We start from the raw sequence: 19,446 nt of genomic DNA, 5'->3' as shown, positions 1-19,446 counted from the left end.
CGTGGAGCGCCATCGGAGCTCCTCGGAGGGAGGTACCTCATGCCCCGGGCACCGCGTCGGGGTCGGTCGCACCCGCCGGCTCGGCGTAGGAGAGCCCGACGAAGCGGTCGCCCTCGTAGGTCAGCGAGGTGACGCTGGCCAGGCCGCACTGTCGGCGGCGCGGGTCGTGCACGTACCGGCGTCCCTCCAGGTGCAGCCGGACGGTCCAGATCGGCAGCTGGTGGCTGACGCACACCGCCGCCGACCCGCGCGCGGCGTCGCGGGCGGCCTCGACCGCGGCGAGCATCCGGGCGGCGATCTCGACGTAGGGCTCGCCCCACGAGGGCCGGAACGGGTTGCGCAGCTTCCACCAGTGCTGGGGCATGCGCAGGGCGCCGTCGCCGACGCCGACCCGCAGCCCCTCGAACAGGTTGCTCGCCTCGATCAGCCGGTCGTCGAGCGTGACCGGCAGCGACAGCGCCTCGGCGATCGGCGCGGCGGTCTGCCGGGCCCGCTCCAGCGGGCTGGACACCAGGTGCGTCACCCCCCGGTCGGCGAACCAGCGGGCGGCCGCCCGCGCCATGCCCTCGCCGGCGTCGGAGAGCCGGTAGCCGGCCAGCCGGCCGTAGAGGACCTTGTCCGGGTTGAACACCTCGCCGTGGCGCAGCAGGTGCACCACGGTGGTCTCGGCCATCAGGTGCTCACCCCGGCCGGGTCCTCGGCGGGCGGCGCGGCGGCGGGCTCGACCGCGGCGGCGGCGCGGGCGGCCGCGGGCAGCGCGGCGAGCACCCGCTCGACGGCCTCGTCGTCCAGCGCGGCGCTGACGAACCACGCCTCGAACGCCGACGGGGGCAGGTACACCCCGCGGGCGAGCATCGCGTGGAAGAAGGCGGTGTAGCGGCTGGCGTCCTGCGAGCGGGCGTCGTCGTAGTCGCGGACCCGCCGCCCGTCGGGCACGAAGAACACGGAGAACATCGAGCCGGCCTGCTGCACCCGGTGCGGGACGCCGGTGGAGAACAGCGCGGCGCTGGCCGCGCCGCGCAGGGTCCCGGCCACCTCGTCGCAGCGGGCGTAGACCGCGCCGGTGCAGTGCCGCAGCGTGGCCAGGCCGGCGGCCACGGCCACCGGGTTCCCCGACAGCGTGCCCGCCTGGTACACCGGCCCGGCCGGGGCCAGGTGGTCCATGAGGTCGGCGCGGCCGCCGAACGCGGCCGCGGGCAGCCCGCCGCCCATGACCTTGCCGAAGGTGAACAGGTCGGCGTCGACCGGGTCCACGCCGTACCAGCCGGAGCGGGAGACCCGGAAGCCGGTCATGACCTCGTCGACGATGAACAGCGCGCCGTGCGCGGCGGTGATCCGGCGCAGCTGGGCGTTGAACCCGTCCAGCGGCGGGACGACGCCCATGTTGCCGACCGCGGCCTCGGTGATGACGCAGGCGATCTCGGCGCCGCGCTCGGCGAACACCGCCTCGACCGCCGCGACGTCGTTGTAGGGCAGCACGACGGTGTCGGCGGCCGCGCCGGTGGTGACGCCCGGGGTGTCGGGCAGGCCCAGGGTGGCCACGCCGGAGCCGGCCGAGGCCAGCAGCGCGTCGACGTGGCCGTGATAGCAGCCGGCGAACTTGACCACGAGCGGGCGGCCGGTGACGCCGCGGGCCAGCCGGACCGCCGAGAGCACCGCCTCCGTGCCGGAGTTGACCAGCCGCACCCGCTGCACCGGCGGCATCCGGGCGATGATCTCCTCGGCCAGCTCCAGCTCGCCCTCGGTCGGGGCGCCGAAGGTGAGGCCGCGGCGGGCGGCGGCGGTGACCGCCTCGACGACCGCCGGGTGCGCGTGGCCGAGGATCAGCGGGCCCCACGAGGCGACCAGGTCCACGTAGCGGCGCCCGTCGGCGTCGGTCAGGTAGGCCCCGGACCCCTTGGCCATGAACCGGGGGGTGCCGCCGACCGCGCGGAAGGCGCGCACCGGGCTGTTCACCCCGCCCGGGGTGACCCGCTGACCGCGGGCGAACAGATCGGCCGACCTGGGGGCCTCGTAGGCGTACGGGGGGCTGTCCGGCGAGGTCACGAGCCCAGTGTCCCCTTCCTCCCTCGGGAGCCGTCCGGGGTGTCCCGGAGGGCGGCGAGCAGTGCGGTGGTCAGCGCGGCCGGGTCGCGGGTGGGCACCAGCACGGTGCGCCCGTCGATGAGCCGCAGCGGGAGCCCGGCCCGCCCGCGCGGCAGCGACCCGCCGCCGCCGAGGACGGCGGCGCCGGCGTCGGCCCCCGCCGTCCCGACGGTGACCGCGCGCAGGTGGGCGGCGTCGACGTCGGCGAGCGGTACCCGCTCCCGGCCGACGGTGAGGCCGGCGTCGGCGCCCTCGGCGTCGACCCGCACCGTCCAGGCCCGGCGGACCATGAGCGTGTGGCCCAGCACGGCACCGAGCGCGCACCCGGCCAGCGCGAGGACCAGCGACGGGACCCCCCGCCCGGGCAGCAGCAGGTCCACGACGACGAGGAGCCCGACGACGCCGGCGACCGGCCAGAACGGCCGCCAGGAGCCCCCGGGCTCGACGTACGTCATCGCTAGGGGCGGGTGGGCGACAACCACTGCGCCGCTTCCACCGCCCAGTAGGTGAGCACGGTGCCCGCGCCGGCCCGGCGGATCGCGGTGAGCGTCTCGAGGACGGCTCGCCGCCGGTCCACCCAGCCGTTCGCCGCGGCGGCCTCGACCATCGCGTACTCGCCGCTCACCTGGTACGCGCTGACCGGGACGTCGACGGCGTCGGCGACCCGGGCGACGACGTCCAGGTAGGGCAGCGCCGGCTTGACCATGACCGCGTCGGCGCCCTCGGCGATGTCCTGCGCCACCTCGCGCAGCGCCTCGTCGGCGTTGGGCGGGTCCATCTGGTAGGTCGAGCGGTCGCCGAACTGCGGCGCCCCCTCGGCGGCCTCCCGGAACGGGCCGTAGAAGCCCGAGGCGTACTTGGCCGCGTAGGCGAGGATCGGCACCTCGGTGGACCCGGCGCCGTCCAGTCCCGCGCGGATCGCCGCGACCTGGCCGTCCATCATCCCGCTGGGCGCCACGAGGTGGGCGCCGGCCTGCGCCTGGGCGACCGCCACCGCGGCATAGCGGTCCAGCGTCGGGTCGTTGTCGACCACGCCTGCCGGCGTCACGACGCCGCAGTGCCCGTGGTCGGTGTACTCGCACAGGCAGAGGTCCGCCATGAGCACCAGCTCGTCGCCGAGGTCGGCGCGCAGCTGCTGCAGCGCGACGTTGACGATCCCGTCGGCGGCGTCGGCCTGCGAGCCGACCGGGTCCTTCGCCGAGGGGATGCCGAAGAGCATCAGCCCGGAGATGCCGGCCTCGGCGGCCTCGTGCGCGGCCTTGCGCAGCGAGTCCAGCGTGTGCTGGACGACGCCGGGCATCGAGCCGATCGGCACCGGCTCGGCGATGTCCTGCTTGACGAACACCGGCAGCACGAAGTCGGCCGGGGCCAGTCGCGTCTGGGCGGTCAGGCGCCGCAACGCGGGCGTCGACCGGAGCCGGCGCCCGCGCGCGAAGCCGGCGGTCACGCGTCCTCCGCGGCCCTGAGCGAGTCGGCGTACTCGGCGAGCGCGTCCACCAGCGGCGCCACGGCGGCGATCTCCGGCTGGACGTCGACCCGCAGGCCGAACTCCTGGGCGCTGGCCGCAGTCTGCGGGCCGATCACCGCGACGACGGTCTTGGCGTGCGGCTTGCCGGCGATGCCGACCAGGTTGCGCACCGTGCTCGACGAGGTGAAGCACACCGCGTCGAAGCCGCCGCCCTTGATCGCCTCGCGCACCGCGGCGGCCGGCGGGGCCGCCCGGACGGTGCGGTAGGCGGTGACGTCGTCGATCTCCCAGCCCCGCTCGACCAGGCCGGCGGCGAGGGTCTCGGTGGCGATGTCGGCGCGCGGCAGCAGCACCCGGTTGATCGGGTCCAGCACGTCGTCGTACTCGGGGAAGTCGGCCAGCAGGCCCTCGCTGGACTGCTGCCCGGTGGGCACCAGCTCCGGCGCGATCCCGAAGGCCCGCACCGCCTCGGCGGTCTGCTCGCCGACGCAGGCGACCTTGACGCCGGCGAAGGCACGCGCGTCGAGGCCCAGCTCGACGAACTTCTCGCGCACGGCCTTGACCGCGTTCACCGAGGTGAACACGATCCAGCCGTAGCGGCCGGTGACCAGGCCCTTGATGGCGCGGTCCATCTGCGCGGGGCTGCGCGGCGGCTCGACGGCGATCGTCGGCACCTCGACCGGCACGGCCCCGTAGGCGCGCAGCCGGTCGCTCATCCCGCCGGCCTGGTCCTTGGTGCGCGGCACCAGCACCCGCCAGCCGAACAGCGGCCGGCTCTCCCACCAGGAGAGCTTGCCGCGCTTGTCGACGGCCGAGCCGACGGTGGCCACGACCGGCCCGGTCAGGGCGTCGAGGCCGGCGGTCTTCTCCGCGACGGCGGCCAGCTTGGCGACCACGCTCTTCTGCGCGGTGCCCGAGCCGCCGGTGGTGACCACGATCGGCGTCCCGGCGGACAGGCCGCCCTCGACCAGCCGCGCGGCCGCGTCGGGGAGCTCCTCAGCGTTGGCCTGCAGCACCAGCGGCGCGCCCAGCCCCGAGGCGGCCGCGGCCAGCGCGGCGAGGTCGACGTCGCCGCCGCGCAGGTCGGCGCTGACCGACGTGCCGCCGACGGCGACACCGGCGAAGGCCGGGACGGCGGTGGCCGGGGCGACGCCCGGGACGACGTCGAAGCCGACCGAGGTGCGGCCGACGGCGAGCACCTCCTTGACCGCGCCGTCGGAGGTGAACGGGTCGCCGGCGACGAGCCGGACGACCGTGCTGCCGCCCTTGGCGGCAGCGACGGCGGCCTTGGCGATCTCGGCCGGCTCACCCGTGGCGGGGGTCAGCTCGAGCCCGGGCCGCTGCTCGCGGACCGCGTCGGCGATCGCCGGCGGCACGTCCGGGTCGACGAGGACGACGTCGGCCTCGGCCAGCGCCGCGGTCGCCCGGGCGGTGAGCATGCCCGGGTCGCCCGGGCCGGCGCCGACGAAGACGACCTTGCCGGCCGTTCCGTTCTGCTTGCGGAAGCGCGTCATCGCGAGCTCCTGTTCCTGGCCCGTGAGGGCTGGTGTGCGGGGGTCTGGGGAGCCGGGCGGGGATGCCCGGCGGGGGTGGGAGTCATCGGGAAGCCGCCATGAGCTCGGCCGCGCCGCGGTCGAGCAGGTCGGCGGCGAGCTCGCGGCCGAGCCGCTCGGCGTCGGCCGGCGGCCCGCTCACCGAGCCGCGCACACCGTCGCTGCCGTCGAGCGCGGTGACCGAGGCACGGAGGAACAGCTCGGGGCCGTCCTCCCCCTCGGCGAGCTCGGCGTAGGCCGCGACCGGCGCGCTGCAGCCGGCCTCGAGCGTGGCCAGCGTGGTGCGCTCGGCGGCCACGCAGGCGCGGGCGGCTGGGTCGTCCAGGGCGGCGAGCAGCTCCCGCGTGCGGACGTCGTCGGCCCGGCACTCCACGGCCAGCGCGCCCTGCGCCGGCGCGGGCAGCACCTGCAGCGGGTCGAGGGTCTCGGTGACGGCGTCCAGCCGGCCCAGCCGGGTCAGCCCCGCCCGGGCCAGGACGACGGCGTCCAGGTCGCCCGGAACCACCCGCGCCATGCGGGTGTCGACGTTGCCGCGGATCGGCACGACCTCCAGCCCGAGGCCGAGGGCGCGCAGCTGGGCCACCCGCCGCGGCGCGCCGGTGCCGACCCGCGCGCCGGCCGGCAGCTCGCCGAGGGTGAGCCCGTCGCGGGCGACCAGCGCGTCGCGCGGGTCCTCCCGCAGCGGCACGGCCGCCACCGTCAGCCCGGGCTCGGGCCGCGTCGGGAGGTCCTTGTAGCTGTGGACGGCGACGTCGACGGCATCCTCCAGCAGGGCCTGCCGGATCGCCGCCACGAAGACGCCGGTGCCGCCGAGCTGCGCGATCGCCGCCGCCGAGCGGTCGCCCTCGGTGCTGATGTGCACCAGCTCCACGGGGACGCCGCTCGCCGCGGTGATCGCGTCGGCGACCGCCTGGGACTGGGTGGTGGCCAGTCGGCTGGCGCGGGTGCCCAGCCGGAGCGTCGAGGTCGTGGTGGTCACCCGCCACCGCCGGCACTCAGCTCGTCGGGGTCGACGGTGACCGCGTCGGCCAGGCTCGCCCGCTCGGGGACGACGGGGGCGTCGATCCCCAGCCCGAACAGCGCGCGCAGGGCGTCGGCGTAGTCCACGCCGCCGGGGGCGCTGGCCAGCTCCTTCACCCGCACGGTCGGCTCGTGCAGCAGCTTGTCCACCACCCGGCGCACCGTGCGGGCGACCTCGCTGCGGGCCTTGGCGTCGAGGTCGGGCAGCCGCGTCGAGAGCCGCAGCAGCTCGGCGTCCACCACCTCGGCGGCCTGGCTGCGCAGCGCGGAGACCGTCGGCGCGACGGCGGCGGCCTGCCACTCGGCCCGCAGCAGCGCGGTCTCGGCCTCGATCAGCGCGTGCGCGGCGGCGATGTCGTCGGCGGCCACCGGACTGGCGGAGAGCTCGCCGGCCGCCGTCCGCTCGCCCTGCAGGAGGGCGAGGTCGACCACGTGCACGCCGGGCACGGCGGCCACGCCGGGGTCGACGTCCCGGGGCAGCGCCAGGTCGATGACGACCAGCGGCCGGCCGGCGCGGCCGGTCATGGCCCGGGCGACGACCTCGGTGCCGACGACGATGCCGCGCGCCCCGGTGCAGGTGACCAGCACGTCGGCGGCGGCCAGCTCCTCGGGCAGCCGGGCCAGCTCGGCGGCGCGGCCCTCCACCGAGGTGGCCAGCCGCTCGGCGTGCGCCGGCGTCCGGCTGCTCACGGTGACGGCGGCGCCGCGGCGGGCCAGCGTCGTGGCCGCCAGCGCGCCCATCGAGCCCGCACCGACCACCAGCACCGAGCGGCCGGCCAGCGAGCCGATCCGGTCCTCGGCGTGGTCGAGGGAGACCGAGACCAGCGAGGCGCCGGCCCGGTCGATGCCGGTCTCGGTGTGCACGCGCTTGCCCACCCGCAGCGCCCGCTGGGCGACCGGGTGCAGCGCCCGGCCCACGGCGCCCTGCTCACGGGCCAGCGCGTAGGCGGTGCGCAGCTGGCCGAGCACCTGCGTCTCGCCGACGACCATCGAGTCCAGGCCGGCGGCGACGGTGAACAGGTGCGTGACGGCCTGGTCCTCGTAGTGGACGGTGACGTAGGGCGAGAGCTCCTCCACCGTGGCGCCGGCCTGGCGGGCCAGCACCCGGCTGACGTCGGTGACACCGCCGTGGAAACGGTCCACCTCGGCGAACACCTCGACGCGGTTGCAGGTGGCCAGCACGATGGCCTCGCTGACGTGGTCGGTCCCGACCAGCTCGTGCAGCGCCTTGACGGTGTCGTCGGCACCCATCGCGAACTGCTCGAGCAGCGCGACGGGCGCGGTCTGGTGGCTCACGCCGACCGCCAGGAGACTCATGCGAGCACCTCCACGGACTCGATCCCGCCGCGCTGCTGGCCGAGGAACGCGAGCACCTGCAACTCGACGGAGAGGTCGACCTGGCGCACGTCGACACCCTGGGGTGCGCTCAGCGCCACCGGTGCGAAGTTCAAGATGCTCCTCACCCCGGCCGCGGTCAGCCGGTCGCAGACGGACTGGGCGACCTCGGCCGGTGTCGCGATGACCCCGATCGTGGCCGCCGTCGTGGCGACCACCTCGTCGAGCTCGTCCATGGGGCGCACGAGCTGCCCGCCGATCCGCTGGCCCACCCGGACCGGGGCGGCGTCGAAGAGCCCGACGAACCGGAAGCCGCGGCTGCCGAAGCCGGCGTAGTCGGCCAGTGCGGTGCCGAGGTTGCCGATCCCGACCAGCACGCACGCGCGGGACCGCTCGACGCCGAGCACCCGGGCGATGCGGTCGCGCAGGGTGCCCACGTGGTAGCCGACCCCGCGGACGCCGCAGGGGCCGAGGTGGGAGAGGTCCTTGCGCAGCCCGGCGGGGTTGACGCCGGCCGCGGTGGCCAGCTCACCGGAGGAGACGTTGCTGCGGCCACCGTCGGCGAGGCCGGTGAGCACCCGCAGGTACACGGCCAGGCGGGCGACGGTGGCCTCGGGGATCCGGGGCCGTGGCTGCGTCACGGACTCACTCCACAGCGGTCGCGCCCGTACGTCCGGCGGGTGCCGGATGCGGTCGAACGACATCGGGGGCCCGGGCGGGAGACCGCCCGGCGACAGCCACGGTAACCGCTTGTGAACGCAGGAACAAAGTCGCTGGGAGGCTCGGAGGCCGCAACCCAGGACAGACGGCGCCAGCTGTGGTGAGGACCATAGCAAGGACCCCCGTGCCTCCCGCCACTCGCAGGCTCGCGGCGGGTCCCTGCACGGGGGCCGTCAGGGGAGGCTCAGGTCCCGGCGCAGCCGCGGCACGTCGACGGTGAAGTAGGAGTGCTCCCGGCCGTCGAGCAGCAGCACCGGCACCCGGTCGCCGTACTCGGCCTGGAGCTCCGGGTCGGCGTCGACGTCGACCGCGGTGACCGCCAGCCCCGCCTCGGCGGCGATCAGCTCCAGCGCCGCGGCCGCGTTCTCGCAGAGGTGGCACTCCCGGCGGGTCAGCAACTGCAGCCGCGCCTCGCTCACGAGACCTCCTCCACGTCGTCGTCCGGGCGGGTCAGGCCCAGCTCGCGCAGCCGGGCGCGGCTCACCTTGCCGGTCAGCGAGTGCGGCAACGCGGCCAGCACCTGCACCGACGTCGGCACCTTGTAGCGGGCCAGCGACGCCGCCGCGTGCTCGCGCAGCTCCGCCAGGCCCACCGTCCGCCCGGACCGGAGGGCGACCACCGCGCGGACCGCGGAGCCGGTGCGGGCGTCGGGCACGCCGATGACCGCGCTCTCGGCGACGGCGGGATGGGTGTCGAGCACCCGCTCCACCTCCGCCGGGTACACGTTGAACCCGCTGACGAGGATGAGGTCGCTGCGCCGGTCGACCAGGTGCAGGTCACCGTCCCGGTCGGCATAGGCGAGGTCCCCGGTGGCCAGCCAGCCCTCGGCGTCCGGGCCGCCCGCGCCGTCGGGCCAGTAGCCGGAGAACAGGTTGGGTCCGCGGACCCAGATCTCCCCCGGGCCGTCCTCGGCGAAGCGGACGGCGGTCGGTGCGTCGTCCTCGACCGGTTCGCGCTGGGCGGTGTCGCGCAGCTGGATCTCCACGCCGGGGATCGGCCCGCCGATGCAGGCCGGCTTGGCCCGCCCGGTGGCCAGGGTGCTGGCCACGACCGGGCAGGCCTCGGTGAGCCCGTAGCCCTCCCAGACGGTGACCGCGGCCCGGTCCCGCATCCCCCGCCAGACCTCGGCGGGCAGCGGGGCGGCGCCGGAGGAGGCCATCCGGACGGCGGCGAACGCGCGGCGCAGGCCGGCGTCCGAGCCCGCCGCGTCGGCGACGGCCAGCCACGCCTGGTACATCGGCGGCGCCCCGGGGACGGCGGTGACCTCCTCGCGCGCCATCAGCTCGAGCGTCCCGGCCGGGTCGAAGTGGTCGACGAGGACGGCGCAGGCGCCGGTGGCCGCGACCAGCCCGAAGCCGGCGTTGAGCCCGTAGACGTGGAACAGCGGGAGCGCGACGAGCACGCGGTCGCCGGGACGGACCGGCGGCGGGCTCATCGCCAGGCACTGCTCCTGGTTGGCCCGCAGCGCCGCGGCCGGGAGCATCGCGCCCCGCGGCCGGCCGGTGGTGCCGCTGGTGTAGGCCAGGAACGACAGGGCGGCTTCCCCCTCGGCGTCCGCCGGCGGTGCGGCGTCGTGCGCCGGCGGCCCGGTGCAGACCGGCACGCCGGCGACCGGCGCCCGGTCGCCCGCGACGAACAGCGCCGCGCCGCTGTCGGTGAGCACGTACTCCAGCTCGGGGTCGGTGTAGGCGGTGTTCACCGGGACGACGACCAGCCCCGCCCGCAGCGCGCCGAGCGCCGCCCGCAGCCAGTCGGCCCCGTTGGGCAGCTGGACGGCGACCCGCTGCCCCGGCGTCAGCCCGCGGGCCGCGTAGCCGGCCGCCGCGCGGTCGACCTGCGCATCGAGCTCGGCCCAGGTCAGCCGCGACCCTCCGTCGACCACGGCAGGAGCGCTGCCCCGGCTCCGCGCCGCCGCCCGCACCAGCGCGGAGAGGGACGTACCGGCCTCGGTCATGCACAGCTCCTCCGGTGGCGGGGTCATGGCCACCCGCGGGAAGGGCCACGACACGGTGGGTGACCACGTCGTGGACGGGCTGCCGCGATGTTGTCACCATGGGGGGAGCCCCGCAGCACTGTGCGCCGCCCCGCGGGGGTGGTGCGAGCCGAGGCGGCCCGCGGGCCGAGGAGGAGGTCCGACGCCCGCATGCCACCGCCGCAGCCGGTCGACGGCGCCCTGACCGAGGCGGCCGCGCTCGACGAGGCGCGGCCGGCCGCGCTCGGCGCCCTCGCCGAGCCCGACGTCGACGTCTGGGAGCTGGTCCGCGCGGCGCAGGGCGGCGACGCCGAGGCCTTCGGCCGGCTCTACGACCGGTACGTGGACATGGTCTTCCGCTACCTGCTGCACCGGGTGGGGAACCGGACCGTGGCCGAGGACCTCACCAGCGAGACCTTCGTCAGGGCGCTGCGGCGGATCGACTCCCTCACCTACCAGGGCCGCGACGTCGGCGCCTGGCTGGTCACCATCGCCCGCAACCTCGTCCTCGACCACGTGAAGAGCAGCCGCTACCGGCTGGAGGTCACCACCGCGGACATGCGCGACGCCGACCGGGCCACCGAGGGCCCGGAGGACGCCGTGGTGCGGCAGCTGACCAACGAGCAGCTGCTCTCCTGCATCCGCCAGCTGGGCAGCGAGCAGCAGGAGTGCATCTCGCTGCGCTTCCTGCAGGGCCTGTCGGTGGCCGAGACCGCCGCGGTCATGGGCAAGAAGGACGGCGCGGTCAAAGCCCTCACCCACCGCGCGGTGCGCCGGCTGGCCGCGCTGCTGCCGGAGGGACTGCGATGAGCGGCACGCCGGCCCCCGTCACCGGCCCCCGCGCCGGCTCGTTGACCGCACGGGTGCGCCGCGCTGGACGACCCACCCCCATCCCACGGCTCGGAGGCACCCGGTGAGCGGTCCCGACGGCGCGGCGCCCGCGGGCGCCCGTCGCACCGCGCTGCGCGAGCGGGAGGACGGCGTCCTCGCCCGCCTGCAGGTGCTGGCCGCCGGGCTCGACGACGGGCCGGACCCGGCCTTCCGGGCGGGGACCCGCGACAGGCTGGTGGCGATGGCCGCGGTGCGCACGCCGGTCCCCGCACCGCGCTCGCGGCTGCGGCGGCTGCTGGCCGCGCGGGCCTCGGACCGGAGGACGCCGGCCTGGCGCGCCCGGCTGACCGCCGGCCTGGTCGGCGCCGCGCTCACGGTGACCGCCGCAGGCGGGGTGGTCGCGCTGGCCGGCGACGCCCGGCCCGGCGACGTCCTCTACGGCGTCAAGCGCGGCACCGAGCAGACCCGGCTGGCGCTGACCGGCAGCGACCGCGGCCTGACCCTGCTGCAGTTCGCCGCCACCCGGCTCGACGAGCTCGGCGCCCTGGCCGGAGCCGCCCCCGCCGACGTCGTCATCGGCGTGCTGGACACGATGGACGAGCAGACGACCGAGGGCGCCGCCCTGCTCGCGGCGCAGGCGGTGCGCGACGCGGACGCCGCCCCCGTCGACGAGCTGGCCGTCTGGACGGCGGAGCAGAGCGTCGGGCTGGTCGCGCTCCGGTCCGACGTCCCGGCCGGCGCGGGCGCCGCCGCGGAGGACTCGCTGACGCTGCTCGCCGACCTGGCCCGGCGTGCCGCGGGCCTGCGGAGCGCGCTGGCCTGCCCCACCGGCCCGGCGGTCGACGCGCCGGACGCCCTCGGCCCGGTTCCGGTGGCGTGCGCGGCGGAGGTCCCGGCGGCCGCTGCGCCGGAGGCGCCCGCACCGCCGACGGCCGACCCGGCGCCCGTGACCGGACCCGCCGCCGATGCGCCGGACCCGACGTCGTCGACGCCGCAGGCCCCGGCCCCGTCGCCGTCCCGGCCACTCCCCCTGCCGCCGGTCGGCGGCCCGCCGGCGGGTGGGCTCCCGACCGTCCCGGCGCCGTCCCGGCCGGCTCCGCCACCGCTGGTCGACACGCCACTGCCGGTCTGCATCCCGCTGCTGATCTGCTGAACCCGCGTCCTCGGCGCACGCCGGACGCCCACTAGGGTCGGATCGCGCCGCCCCGCCCCGCCTCGGCTGCCCCGGCGGCGCACGGAGACAGGGGGAGGTCGTGGTGTCGGGACTGCCCTTCCGCGGCCGCCGAGCACGGCGCCAGGCGGAGCTGCCGGACGAGGAGACCCGGGCGCACGTCGCCGGTGCCGCCTCCGCCGCCGCCGCCGAGGTCGAGCCCGCACCTGCCGTCGTCCCGGACCTGGCCGCGGCCGCGTTCTTCGACGTCGACAACACGATGATGATGGGCGCCTCGCTGTTCTGGTTCGCGCGCGGGCTGGCCGCCCGCAAGTACTTCCGCGCCCGCGACCTGGCGCTGTTCGTGTGGCAGCAGGCGAAGTTCCGCGTCGCCGGCAACGAGAGCGCCGACGACATGCACACCATCCGCGAGAACGCGCTGGCCTTCGTCGCCGGCCGGCCGGTCGTCGAGATCGTCGCGGTCAGCGAGGAGATCTACGACGAGCTGATGGCCGACCGGATCTGGGCCGGCACCCGCGTGCTCGCCCAGAAGCACCTCGACGCCGGGCAACGGGTGTGGCTGGTCACCGCGACCCCGGTGGAGCTGGCCCGGATCATCGCCCACCGCCTAGGCCTCACCGGCGCGCTGGGCACCGTCGCGGAGGTGGTCGACGGGCACTACACCGGCCGGCTGGTCGGCGAGCTCATGCACGGGGAGGCCAAGGCCGAGGCGGTGCGGGCCCTGGCCGAGCGCGAGGGCCTGGACCTCTCCCGGTGCACCGCCTACAGCGACAGCTCCAACGACCTGCCGATGCTCACCCTCGCCGGGACGGCGGTCGCGGTGAACCCGGACACGGAGCTGCGCGCGGTCGCCCGATCCCGGGGCTGGGAGGTCAAGGACTTCCGCACCGGTCGCAAGGCCGCGAGAATCGGCGTCCCCACCGTGGCGGCCGCCGCGCTCTCCGGCGGCCTGGTCGGCGGCGCGCTGGCCCTCCGTCGCCGCCAGCGCTGGCCCTTCTGAGTCGCCGCACCGAGACGAGGCGTTCGACGGGCCCGACCGGGTACTCCCGCGGGGAGGCCGGGCGCCATCCGGCCGGACCGACCATCATCACGTGCACGGCACACGCGTGCGGACCGACCGGAAGGACCTGCCTTGGCTGGTGGACTCGTGGCCCTGTTCGACGACGTGGCGGTGCTGGCGCGTGCCGCCGCCGCCTCCGTCGACGACATCGGGGCCGCCGCTGGACGGGCCAGCGTGAAGGCTGCCGGTGTCGTCGTCGACGACACGGCGGTCACGCCGCAGTACGTGCACGGCCTGGCCGCGGAGCGCGAGCTGCCGATCATCCGGCGCATCGCCCTGGGGTCGCTGCGCAACAAGCTGCTCATCATCCTGCCCGCGGTGCTGCTGCTCAGTCAGTTCCTGCCGGTCCTCCTCACCCCGATCCTCATGGTCGGCGGCGCCTACCTGTGCTACGAGGGTGCGGAGAAGGTCTGGCACAAGCTCCGCGGCCACGACGACCCCCACGCCGCGGCCGAGAAGGCCCTCCCGGACGAGAAGACCATCATCTCCGGCGCCGTGCGCACCGACTTCATCCTGTCGGCCGAGATCATGGTCATCTCGCTCAACGAGGTGGTCGACCAGCCGTTCCTGTCGCGCACGGTGATCCTCGCGATCGTCGCGGTCGGCATCACCGTCCTGGTGTACGGCGTCGTCGGCGTCATCGTGAAGATGGACGACGTCGGACTGAGCCTGTCCCAGCGACCCGGGCAGCGGGTGGCGGCGCTGGGCCGCGGACTGGTCAAGGCGATGCCGCGGCTGCTCACCGCCCTCACCGTGGTCGGCACCGCGGCGATGCTGTGGGTCGGCGGCCACATCCTGCTGGTGGGCACCGACGAGCTGGGCTGGCACCTGCTCTACGAGACCGTGCACCACTGGGAGGAGGCGGCGCACGAGGCCACCGGTGCGTTCGGCGGGGTCGTGGGCTGGCTGGTCAACACGCTGGCCAGCGCGTTCCTCGGGCTCGTCGTCGGCGCCGTGGTGGTCGCCGTCATGAACCTCACGATCCACCGGCGCAAGGCCCACTCCCCGGGCGAGGCCGGGGCGCACTGAGCGGACCCCGTCCCCGGGACGGGGCCGGGGTCCTCAGCCGAAGACGGACTTGCGCTGGAGCAGCAGCTGGTAGAGCGACTGCTGGATGGTCTCCCGCACCTGGTCGGTCAGGTTGAACACCAGCATCGGGTCCTCGGCGGCGGCCGGACCGTAGGACGCCGTCTCGATCGGCTCACCGAACGCGATCAGCCACTTCGACGGCAGCGGCAGCAGCCCGAGCGGGCCGAGCGCCGGGAACGTCGGCGTGATCGGGAAGTACGGCAGCCCGAGCAGCCGGGCGATCGTCTTCGCGTTGCCGATCATCGGGTACGTCTCCTCGGCGCCGACGATGGCGCACGGGATGATCGGGGCCCCGGTGCGCAGCGCCGCCGTGACGAAACCTCCCCGGCCGAACCGCTGCAGCGTGTACCGCTCGCGGAACGGCTTGCCGATCCCCTTGAAGCCCTCGGGGAAGACGCCGACCAGCTCGCCGCCGGTGAGCAGGCGCTCGGCGTCCTCGTTGCAGGCCAGGGTGGTGCCCATCTTGCGGGAGACGGTGCCGACGAAGGGCAGCTCGAAGACCAGGTCGGCGCCGAGCAGCCGCAGCCGGCGCCGGGCCGGGTGGTCGTCGTGCAGCGCGACCGTCGTCATCAGCGCGTCGATCGGGACGGTGCCGGAGTGGTTGGCGACGACGAGCGCACCGCCGGTGTCGGGCACGTTCTCCGTGCCGTGCGTCTCCACCCGGAACCACCGAGAGAACAGCGGCCGCAGCATCGGCAGCAGCACGTGGTCGGTCAGGTCGGGGTCGAAGCCGAACTCGTCGGTCTCGTAGTCGCCGGTCAGCCGGCGCCGGAGGAACTCCAGCCCCCCGGCGACCTGCTCTTCCCAGCTGGCCGACGGCGGCGGCGGGACGTGCGCGTCCTCGTCGTCGGGCCGCAGCCGGATGACCCGTGCCTCAGGCATCGCGCACCGCCCGCAGTCCCGGCGCGGCGGGGGCCGGCCGCAGCCGCTCCCCCACCGAGCCCGCGGCCGCGCCGAGCCGGGCGACGAGCTCCTGCGCGCGGGTCGTCGCACCGCGGACGAGGTCCGGGGGAACCACCGGCGCGATGGTGGCCGCGTAGTCGGCCAGGGCCTCTGCCGTCGTGTGGCGCGGGGTGTAGCCGAACTCCTCGCGGAGCACGGTCGTGTCGACCACCCGGCCGAAGTTGAGGAAGCGCATCTGCTCCGGGGAGTAGTCGACGAAGCCGAACCGCCGGGTCAGCCGGCCGACCGAGCCGAGCGTCACCGACGGGAGGGGCACCTGCAGCCGGCCGAGCCGGCGGATCACCTGGGAGAGCAGCAGCGTGCCGTCCCCGCCCACGTTCACCGTGCCCTCGAACCCGCCGGTGGTCGCGCGGGTGAGCACGGAGAGCGCGTCGTCCTCGTGCAGCAGCTGCACGCGGGCGTCGTAGCCCAGGGCGGTGGGCACCAGCGGCATGCGCAGGAAGTGCGTGAGCAGCGAGTCGATCCGCGGGCCGATGAAGTTCGTGAACCGCAGCGACACCACCCCGACGTCGGGGCGGCGGCGGGCGAAGGACCGGACGTAGCCCTCGATGTCGAGGCTGTCCTTGGCGAACCCGCCGGAGGGCACCCGCCGGGCCTGCATGGCCTCGGTGAAGACGGCGGGGTCGCGGGAGGAGGCGCCGTAGACGGCACTGGTCGACTTCAGCACGAAGCGGCGGACCGAGGGCGCGCGCTGGCAGGCGGCGAGGAGCTGCATCGTCCCGATGACGTTGAGCTCCTTCATCGGTCCCCGCCCACCGGATCCGGCGGGCGTGGCGCTGATGTTCATGTGCACGACGGTGTCGACCGAGGCCGTCGTGATGACCTTGCCGATCAGCGGGCTGCGGATGTCGGCCCGCACGAACTCGGTGCGGCCGAGCCGGCGGAGGACCTCCGGGGACGGGGGGACGGTGTCCACCCCGATGACCCGCTCGATGGCGGGGTCGCGAGCGAGCTCGGCCGCCAGCGCTCCGCCCAGCCATCGGCTGACACCGGTGACCAGGACGACCGCAGGCGGCACGAGCGTCAGCTCACTTCTTGTTTCGACGCTGGACGCGCGTCTTCTTGAGCAGCTTGCGGTGCTTCTTCTTCGCCATCCGCTTGCGGCGCTTCTTGATGACCGAACCCATGGTCGTGCTCCCGACGTCGTCGCCGCGCGGCACTCGTCGGTGACCAGGGAGGTCACTCCGGGCGCCGCGCGAGGTGATCAGCTCGTGGGCGACACCCGGACCTGCCCGGCGTCGCTCGGCGACCGAGCGTACCCGGCGCCCCCGCGGCGACGCTGCCACGGGGAACCATCCGGCGCGATCTCCTCACCCGGAGGGGGAGGTGTGGTGCAGGCAGCCGCCTCGGAGGACGGCGGCCTCTTTCAGGCGATGTCGGTGTAGGCGTCGCGCAGGTAGTCCTGGACGGCGCGCTCCGGGACGCGGAACGAGCGGCCGACGCGGACGGCGGCGAGCTCGCCGGCGTGCACGAGGCGGTACACGGTCATCTTCGAGACCCGCATCATGCTGGCGACCTCGGCGACGGTCAGGAACGTGACGGCCGAGCGGGGCGCGGGCACGGTCGGGCGGCCGACGGGCATGGCGGCCGGGTGGGCCGGGGCGATCGGGCGGCCCATCGAGGCGGCCGAGATCGGCCGGGCGACCTGACGCGGGCCGGGGACGCCCGGACGGGCGTAGGCGGCGGCGTGGGCGGTGCGCTGGGGCATGGTCATGACTTCATCTCCGGACCTAGCACGCGTCGGGCGCCGGCTTCCCCACCGACTACGGGACACGCACGTGCTGATACAGAGAGTAGGGGGATGGGTGGGACAGAAGCGATGGAAGAAACGAACAGGCGGACCGGTCCGTCCTGGGCAGAACTACACCTATGTAGCTCTGTCGACATGTGTTCGGGCGCGTCGTCGACGACACGTTCCCATCTGCTCACGGATTGTCGACATGTTGTCCCCCGATGGGGGTAGCCTCATCGATCCCTCGCGTCCCGCCCGAGTTCGACGGAGCGGTCGTGTGCCGCCTCGATCGCGGCGATCAGCGCGGCGCGGACCCCGTGCCGCTCCAGCTCCCGGATGGCCGCGATCGTCGTCCCGCCGGGGCTGGTGACGGCCTCCCGCAGCTGGACGGGGTGCTCCCCCGAGTCGCGCAGCATCACCGCCGCACCGAGCGCGGTCTGCACGATGAGGTCGGCGGCCAGGGTGCGCGGCAGCCCCAGCAGGATGCCGGCGTCGATCATCGCCTCTACCAGGTAGAAGAAGTACGCCGGCCCGCTGCCCGACAGCGCCGTCACCGCGTCCTGCTGGGTCTCCGGCACCCGGCGCACCCGGCCCACCGCGGCCAGCAGCGCCTCCGCCTCGTCCAGGTGCGACTCGCCGGCGTGCGCGCCGGCCGACAGCACGCTCATGCCCTCGTCGACCAGCGCCGGCGTGTTCGGCATGACGCGGACCACGGGCACGCCCGCGGGCAGCGCCGCCTCGAGGGTGGACGTCGGGACGCCGGCGGCGACCGACACGACCAGGTGCCCGGGGTCGACGGCGGAGGCCAGCTGCCCCAGCAGCGCGCCGATGTCCTGCGGCTTGACCGCCAGCAGCAGCACCCGGGCCCGCGCGGCCGCCTCGACCAGGCCCAGTGCCGGGATGCCGTACCGCGTGCTCAGCTCCGCGGCCCGCTCCGGGCTGCGCTCGCACACGACGATGCCGTCGGCGCCGCTGCGCCGGATCAGCCCGGAGAGCAGCGCCTCCCCGATCTTGCCGCCGCCGATGATCGCCAGCCCCTGCCTCGCCTCGCTCACGACCGGCCCGCCAGCCGCCGCAGGGCCGCTCCCGGGTGGCCTGCGCCCGAGGGCAGGGCCACCCGCACCTGGTACCCGCCGGCGGCCAGCCGGCGCTGCTGCTCGGTGTGGACTCTCCACGGCATGACGTACTCCCAGCTGTCGGGTGCTCGTTCGTTCCAGGCGGCGCGCTCGCCGGCGATGGCGACCAGCCGCGGATCGGTGGTGCCGATCGCGGGCCGCCCGGCCCCGGCCATCAGCACGTTCAGGCAGCGCACGAAGGACAGGTCGGCGGCGGCGCCGCGCCCCTCGGTCAGCCGGACCCGGCCGGGGGCCAGCTCCCGGCACCGCTCCTCGGCGCCGGCGGTGCCCGCGCGGACGACGACGGCCGCGGACGGCACCCGGGCCGACACCCCGGCGACCACGCCCGGCGCACCGTCCAGCGCCACCCCCAGCCCGGCCTCCAGCGCGGCCCGCGCCACCGGCAGCGCCCCGAGGCCCACCCGGTCCACCGGCACGGTCAGCTCGCAGGAGGCGGCCAGCCCGGCCGCCGTCACGCCCGCGACGAGGTCGCGCAGCTCGGCGGCGGGGTCGGGGGCGTCCCCGGCGGGCCGGTGCTCGAGCGCGACCGGGTGGCCGGCGCCGACCACCTCGGCGGCGGCCCGGACGGCGTCCTCGACCCGCGGGCCGGCTCCGGCGAGGGTCAGGGGGCGCCGGCCCAGCAGGCGGCGCACCGGGGCGGGGGTCTGCGCGCGCACGAGCCGAACCGTAGTGCCGGACGCGTGTGTCACCCGCAGGGCCGGGGTAGCGGCGGCCGCATGGCTGGAGAACTGGACCGGATGAAGGTGGCGGTCCTCGCGACCGACGGCGTGGAGCAGATCGAGCTCGACCGGCCCTGGCAGGCGCTGGAGGAGGCCGGGGCCGAGCCCGAGCTGGTGTCGCTCGAGGCCGGCGAGATCACCGCCTACGACCACATCGACAAGGCCGACACCAAGCGGGTCGACGCCGTCGTGAGCTCCACCGACCCCGACGAGTACGCGGCCCTGGTGCTGCCCGGCGGCGTGATCAACGGCGACTTCATCCGCGCCGACGCCGACGCCGTGGCCTTCGTGAAGGCCTTCTTCGACGCGGGCAAGCCGGTGGCCGCGATCTGTCACGCGCCCTGGGTGCTGGCCGAGGCCGACGTCGTGCGGGGCCGGCGGATGACCTCGTGGCCGTCCCTGCAGACCGACCTGCGCAACGCGGGCGCCAAGTGGGTGGACGAGGAGGTCGTCGTCGACGGCAACCTGGTGACCAGCCGCCAGCCCGACGACCTCGACGCGTTCACGGCCGCGATGGTCGAGCAGTTCGCCGCCGGTCCGCAGGACTCGGACGACGACGAGGACGAGGACGAGGACTGACGGAGAGCACCCG

The 19,446-nt window shown here is 75.8% G+C and carries 21 protein-coding genes; 5 read left to right on the top strand and 16 right to left on the bottom strand.

Going from position 1 to position 19,446, the window contains the following annotated elements:
* Window positions 1–37 precede the first annotated feature (37 nt).
* The 10 genes from MY526_RS05635 to MY526_RS05590 form a co-directional block, all read right to left on the bottom strand.
* Complete coding sequence (locus MY526_RS05635) at window positions 38–673, bottom strand: histidine phosphatase family protein (protein ID WP_436690040.1); 636 nt, start codon at window positions 671–673, stop codon at window positions 38–40.
* A complete protein-coding gene (gene hemL, locus MY526_RS05630; protein WP_436703428.1) occupies window positions 673–2,046 on the bottom strand; it encodes a glutamate-1-semialdehyde 2,1-aminomutase in 1,374 nt (457 codons plus the stop codon). Before hemL ends, MY526_RS05635 begins: the two co-directional genes overlap by 1 nt.
* The gene (locus tag MY526_RS05625; RefSeq protein ID WP_436703427.1) at window positions 2,043–2,540 is read right to left on the bottom strand and encodes a hypothetical protein; all 498 of its coding nucleotides are present in this window, start codon (window positions 2,538–2,540) and stop codon (window positions 2,043–2,045) included. Before MY526_RS05625 ends, hemL begins: the two co-directional genes overlap by 4 nt.
* 2 nt (window positions 2,541–2,542) lie before the next feature.
* Window positions 2,543–3,532: a porphobilinogen synthase gene (gene hemB, locus MY526_RS05620; RefSeq protein WP_436690046.1), complete on the bottom strand. Its 990-nt coding sequence runs from the start codon at window positions 3,530–3,532 to the stop codon at window positions 2,543–2,545.
* Window positions 3,529–5,067 (bottom strand): uroporphyrinogen-III synthase, encoded by a 1,539-nt coding sequence (locus MY526_RS05615; protein ID WP_436690047.1) that lies wholly within the window; start codon window positions 5,065–5,067, stop codon window positions 3,529–3,531. The genes hemB and MY526_RS05615 overlap by 4 nt, the downstream gene beginning before the upstream one ends.
* Before the next feature lie 82 nt (window positions 5,068–5,149).
* Window positions 5,150–6,085, bottom strand: coding sequence for a hydroxymethylbilane synthase (gene hemC / locus MY526_RS05610; RefSeq protein ID WP_436690049.1), 936 nt, complete (start codon window positions 6,083–6,085; stop codon window positions 5,150–5,152).
* Window positions 6,082–7,443: a glutamyl-tRNA reductase gene (locus tag MY526_RS05605; RefSeq protein WP_436690051.1), complete on the bottom strand. Its 1,362-nt coding sequence runs from the start codon at window positions 7,441–7,443 to the stop codon at window positions 6,082–6,084. The genes hemC and MY526_RS05605 overlap by 4 nt, the downstream gene beginning before the upstream one ends.
* Window positions 7,440–8,102 (bottom strand): redox-sensing transcriptional repressor Rex, encoded by a 663-nt coding sequence (locus MY526_RS05600; protein ID WP_436690053.1) that lies wholly within the window; start codon window positions 8,100–8,102, stop codon window positions 7,440–7,442. The genes MY526_RS05605 and MY526_RS05600 overlap by 4 nt, the downstream gene beginning before the upstream one ends.
* Window positions 8,103–8,354: 252 nt before the next feature.
* The gene (locus MY526_RS05595; protein ID WP_436690055.1) at window positions 8,355–8,600 is read right to left on the bottom strand and encodes a glutaredoxin family protein; all 246 of its coding nucleotides are present in this window, start codon (window positions 8,598–8,600) and stop codon (window positions 8,355–8,357) included.
* Complete coding sequence (locus MY526_RS05590; RefSeq protein ID WP_436703426.1) at window positions 8,597–10,135, bottom strand: class I adenylate-forming enzyme family protein; 1,539 nt, start codon at window positions 10,133–10,135, stop codon at window positions 8,597–8,599. The genes MY526_RS05595 and MY526_RS05590 overlap by 4 nt, the downstream gene beginning before the upstream one ends.
* A gap of 189 nt (window positions 10,136–10,324) precedes the next feature.
* Here MY526_RS05590 and MY526_RS05585 point away from each other — a divergent pair, with 189 nt between their 5' ends.
* From MY526_RS05585 to MY526_RS05570, 4 genes are all read left to right on the top strand, one after another.
* Window positions 10,325–10,963 carry a sigma-70 family RNA polymerase sigma factor gene (locus MY526_RS05585; protein ID WP_436690059.1) on the top strand — a complete coding sequence of 213 codons (639 nt, stop codon included), beginning with the start codon at window positions 10,325–10,327 and terminating at the stop codon, window positions 10,961–10,963.
* A gap of 103 nt (window positions 10,964–11,066) precedes the next feature.
* Window positions 11,067–12,137: a DUF5667 domain-containing protein gene (locus MY526_RS05580; RefSeq protein WP_436703425.1), complete on the top strand. Its 1,071-nt coding sequence runs from the start codon at window positions 11,067–11,069 to the stop codon at window positions 12,135–12,137.
* A 103-nt stretch (window positions 12,138–12,240) separates the two neighbouring features.
* Window positions 12,241–13,155 carry an HAD family hydrolase gene (locus MY526_RS05575; RefSeq protein WP_436690063.1) on the top strand — a complete coding sequence of 305 codons (915 nt, stop codon included), beginning with the start codon at window positions 12,241–12,243 and terminating at the stop codon, window positions 13,153–13,155.
* A gap of 132 nt (window positions 13,156–13,287) precedes the next feature.
* Window positions 13,288–14,244 (top strand): DUF808 domain-containing protein, encoded by a 957-nt coding sequence (locus MY526_RS05570; protein WP_436690065.1) that lies wholly within the window; start codon window positions 13,288–13,290, stop codon window positions 14,242–14,244.
* Between the two features lie 33 nt (window positions 14,245–14,277).
* Here the strand turns inward: MY526_RS05570 and MY526_RS05565 are convergent, their stop codons facing one another.
* The 6 genes from MY526_RS05565 to MY526_RS05540 all read right to left on the bottom strand — a co-directional run bounded on the left by MY526_RS05565 (window position 14,278) and on the right by MY526_RS05540 (window position 18,791).
* Entirely contained in the window at window positions 14,278–15,186 is a 909-nt protein-coding gene (locus MY526_RS05565; RefSeq protein ID WP_436690067.1) for a lysophospholipid acyltransferase family protein, read from the bottom strand.
* On the bottom strand, window positions 15,179–16,285 hold the full coding sequence (locus MY526_RS05560; RefSeq protein ID WP_436690069.1) for an NAD-dependent epimerase/dehydratase family protein: 1,107 nt from the start codon (window positions 16,283–16,285) through the stop codon (window positions 15,179–15,181). Before MY526_RS05560 ends, MY526_RS05565 begins: the two co-directional genes overlap by 8 nt.
* A gap of 10 nt (window positions 16,286–16,295) precedes the next feature.
* Window positions 16,296–16,394 carry a 30S ribosomal protein bS22 gene (locus tag MY526_RS05555; protein ID WP_012854759.1) on the bottom strand — a complete coding sequence of 33 codons (99 nt, stop codon included), beginning with the start codon at window positions 16,392–16,394 and terminating at the stop codon, window positions 16,296–16,298.
* 239 nt (window positions 16,395–16,633) lie between these two features.
* Window positions 16,634–16,981, bottom strand: a complete 348-nt coding sequence (locus tag MY526_RS05550; protein WP_436690071.1) for a helix-turn-helix domain-containing protein — start codon at window positions 16,979–16,981, stop codon at window positions 16,634–16,636.
* A gap of 251 nt (window positions 16,982–17,232) precedes the next feature.
* The gene (gene proC / locus MY526_RS05545; protein WP_436703424.1) at window positions 17,233–18,054 is read right to left on the bottom strand and encodes a pyrroline-5-carboxylate reductase; all 822 of its coding nucleotides are present in this window, start codon (window positions 18,052–18,054) and stop codon (window positions 17,233–17,235) included.
* Entirely contained in the window at window positions 18,051–18,791 is a 741-nt protein-coding gene (locus MY526_RS05540) for a hypothetical protein (protein ID WP_436690075.1), read from the bottom strand. Before MY526_RS05540 ends, proC begins: the two co-directional genes overlap by 4 nt.
* A gap of 60 nt (window positions 18,792–18,851) precedes the next feature.
* Between MY526_RS05540 and MY526_RS05535 the strand changes: the two genes are divergently transcribed.
* A complete protein-coding gene (locus MY526_RS05535) occupies window positions 18,852–19,433 on the top strand; it encodes a type 1 glutamine amidotransferase domain-containing protein (RefSeq protein WP_436703423.1) in 582 nt (193 codons plus the stop codon).
* The last annotated feature ends 13 nt before the right edge of the window (window positions 19,434–19,446 follow it).

Source organism: Geodermatophilus sp. CPCC 205761, assembly GCF_051383655.1.
Classification (GTDB): Bacteria; Actinomycetota; Actinomycetes; order Mycobacteriales; family Geodermatophilaceae; genus Geodermatophilus.
This window is presented reverse-complemented; position numbering and strand designations above follow the sequence as displayed.

Coding starts and splice junctions, on each gene's coding strand:
- MY526_RS05555 (WP_012854759.1), bottom strand. CDS start 16,394: ATGGGTTCGGTCATCAAGAAGCGCCGCAAGCGGATGGCGAAGAAGAAG.
- MY526_RS05550 (WP_436690071.1), bottom strand. CDS start 16,981: ATGACCATGCCCCAGCGCACCGCCCACGCCGCCGCCTACGCCCGTCCG.
- MY526_RS05625 (WP_436703427.1), bottom strand. CDS start 2,540: ATGACGTACGTCGAGCCCGGGGGCTCCTGGCGGCCGTTCTGGCCGGTC.
- MY526_RS05590 (WP_436703426.1), bottom strand. CDS start 10,135: ATGACCGAGGCCGGTACGTCCCTCTCCGCGCTGGTGCGGGCGGCGGCG.
- MY526_RS05615 (WP_436690047.1), bottom strand. CDS start 5,067: ATGACGCGCTTCCGCAAGCAGAACGGAACGGCCGGCAAGGTCGTCTTC.
- MY526_RS05585 (WP_436690059.1), top strand. CDS start 10,325: ATGCCACCGCCGCAGCCGGTCGACGGCGCCCTGACCGAGGCGGCCGCG.
- MY526_RS05565 (WP_436690067.1), bottom strand. CDS start 15,186: ATGCCTGAGGCACGGGTCATCCGGCTGCGGCCCGACGACGAGGACGCG.
- MY526_RS05535 (WP_436703423.1), top strand. CDS start 18,852: ATGGCTGGAGAACTGGACCGGATGAAGGTGGCGGTCCTCGCGACCGAC.
- MY526_RS05605 (WP_436690051.1), bottom strand. CDS start 7,443: ATGAGTCTCCTGGCGGTCGGCGTGAGCCACCAGACCGCGCCCGTCGCG.
- MY526_RS05635 (WP_436690040.1), bottom strand. CDS start 673: ATGGCCGAGACCACCGTGGTGCACCTGCTGCGCCACGGCGAGGTGTTC.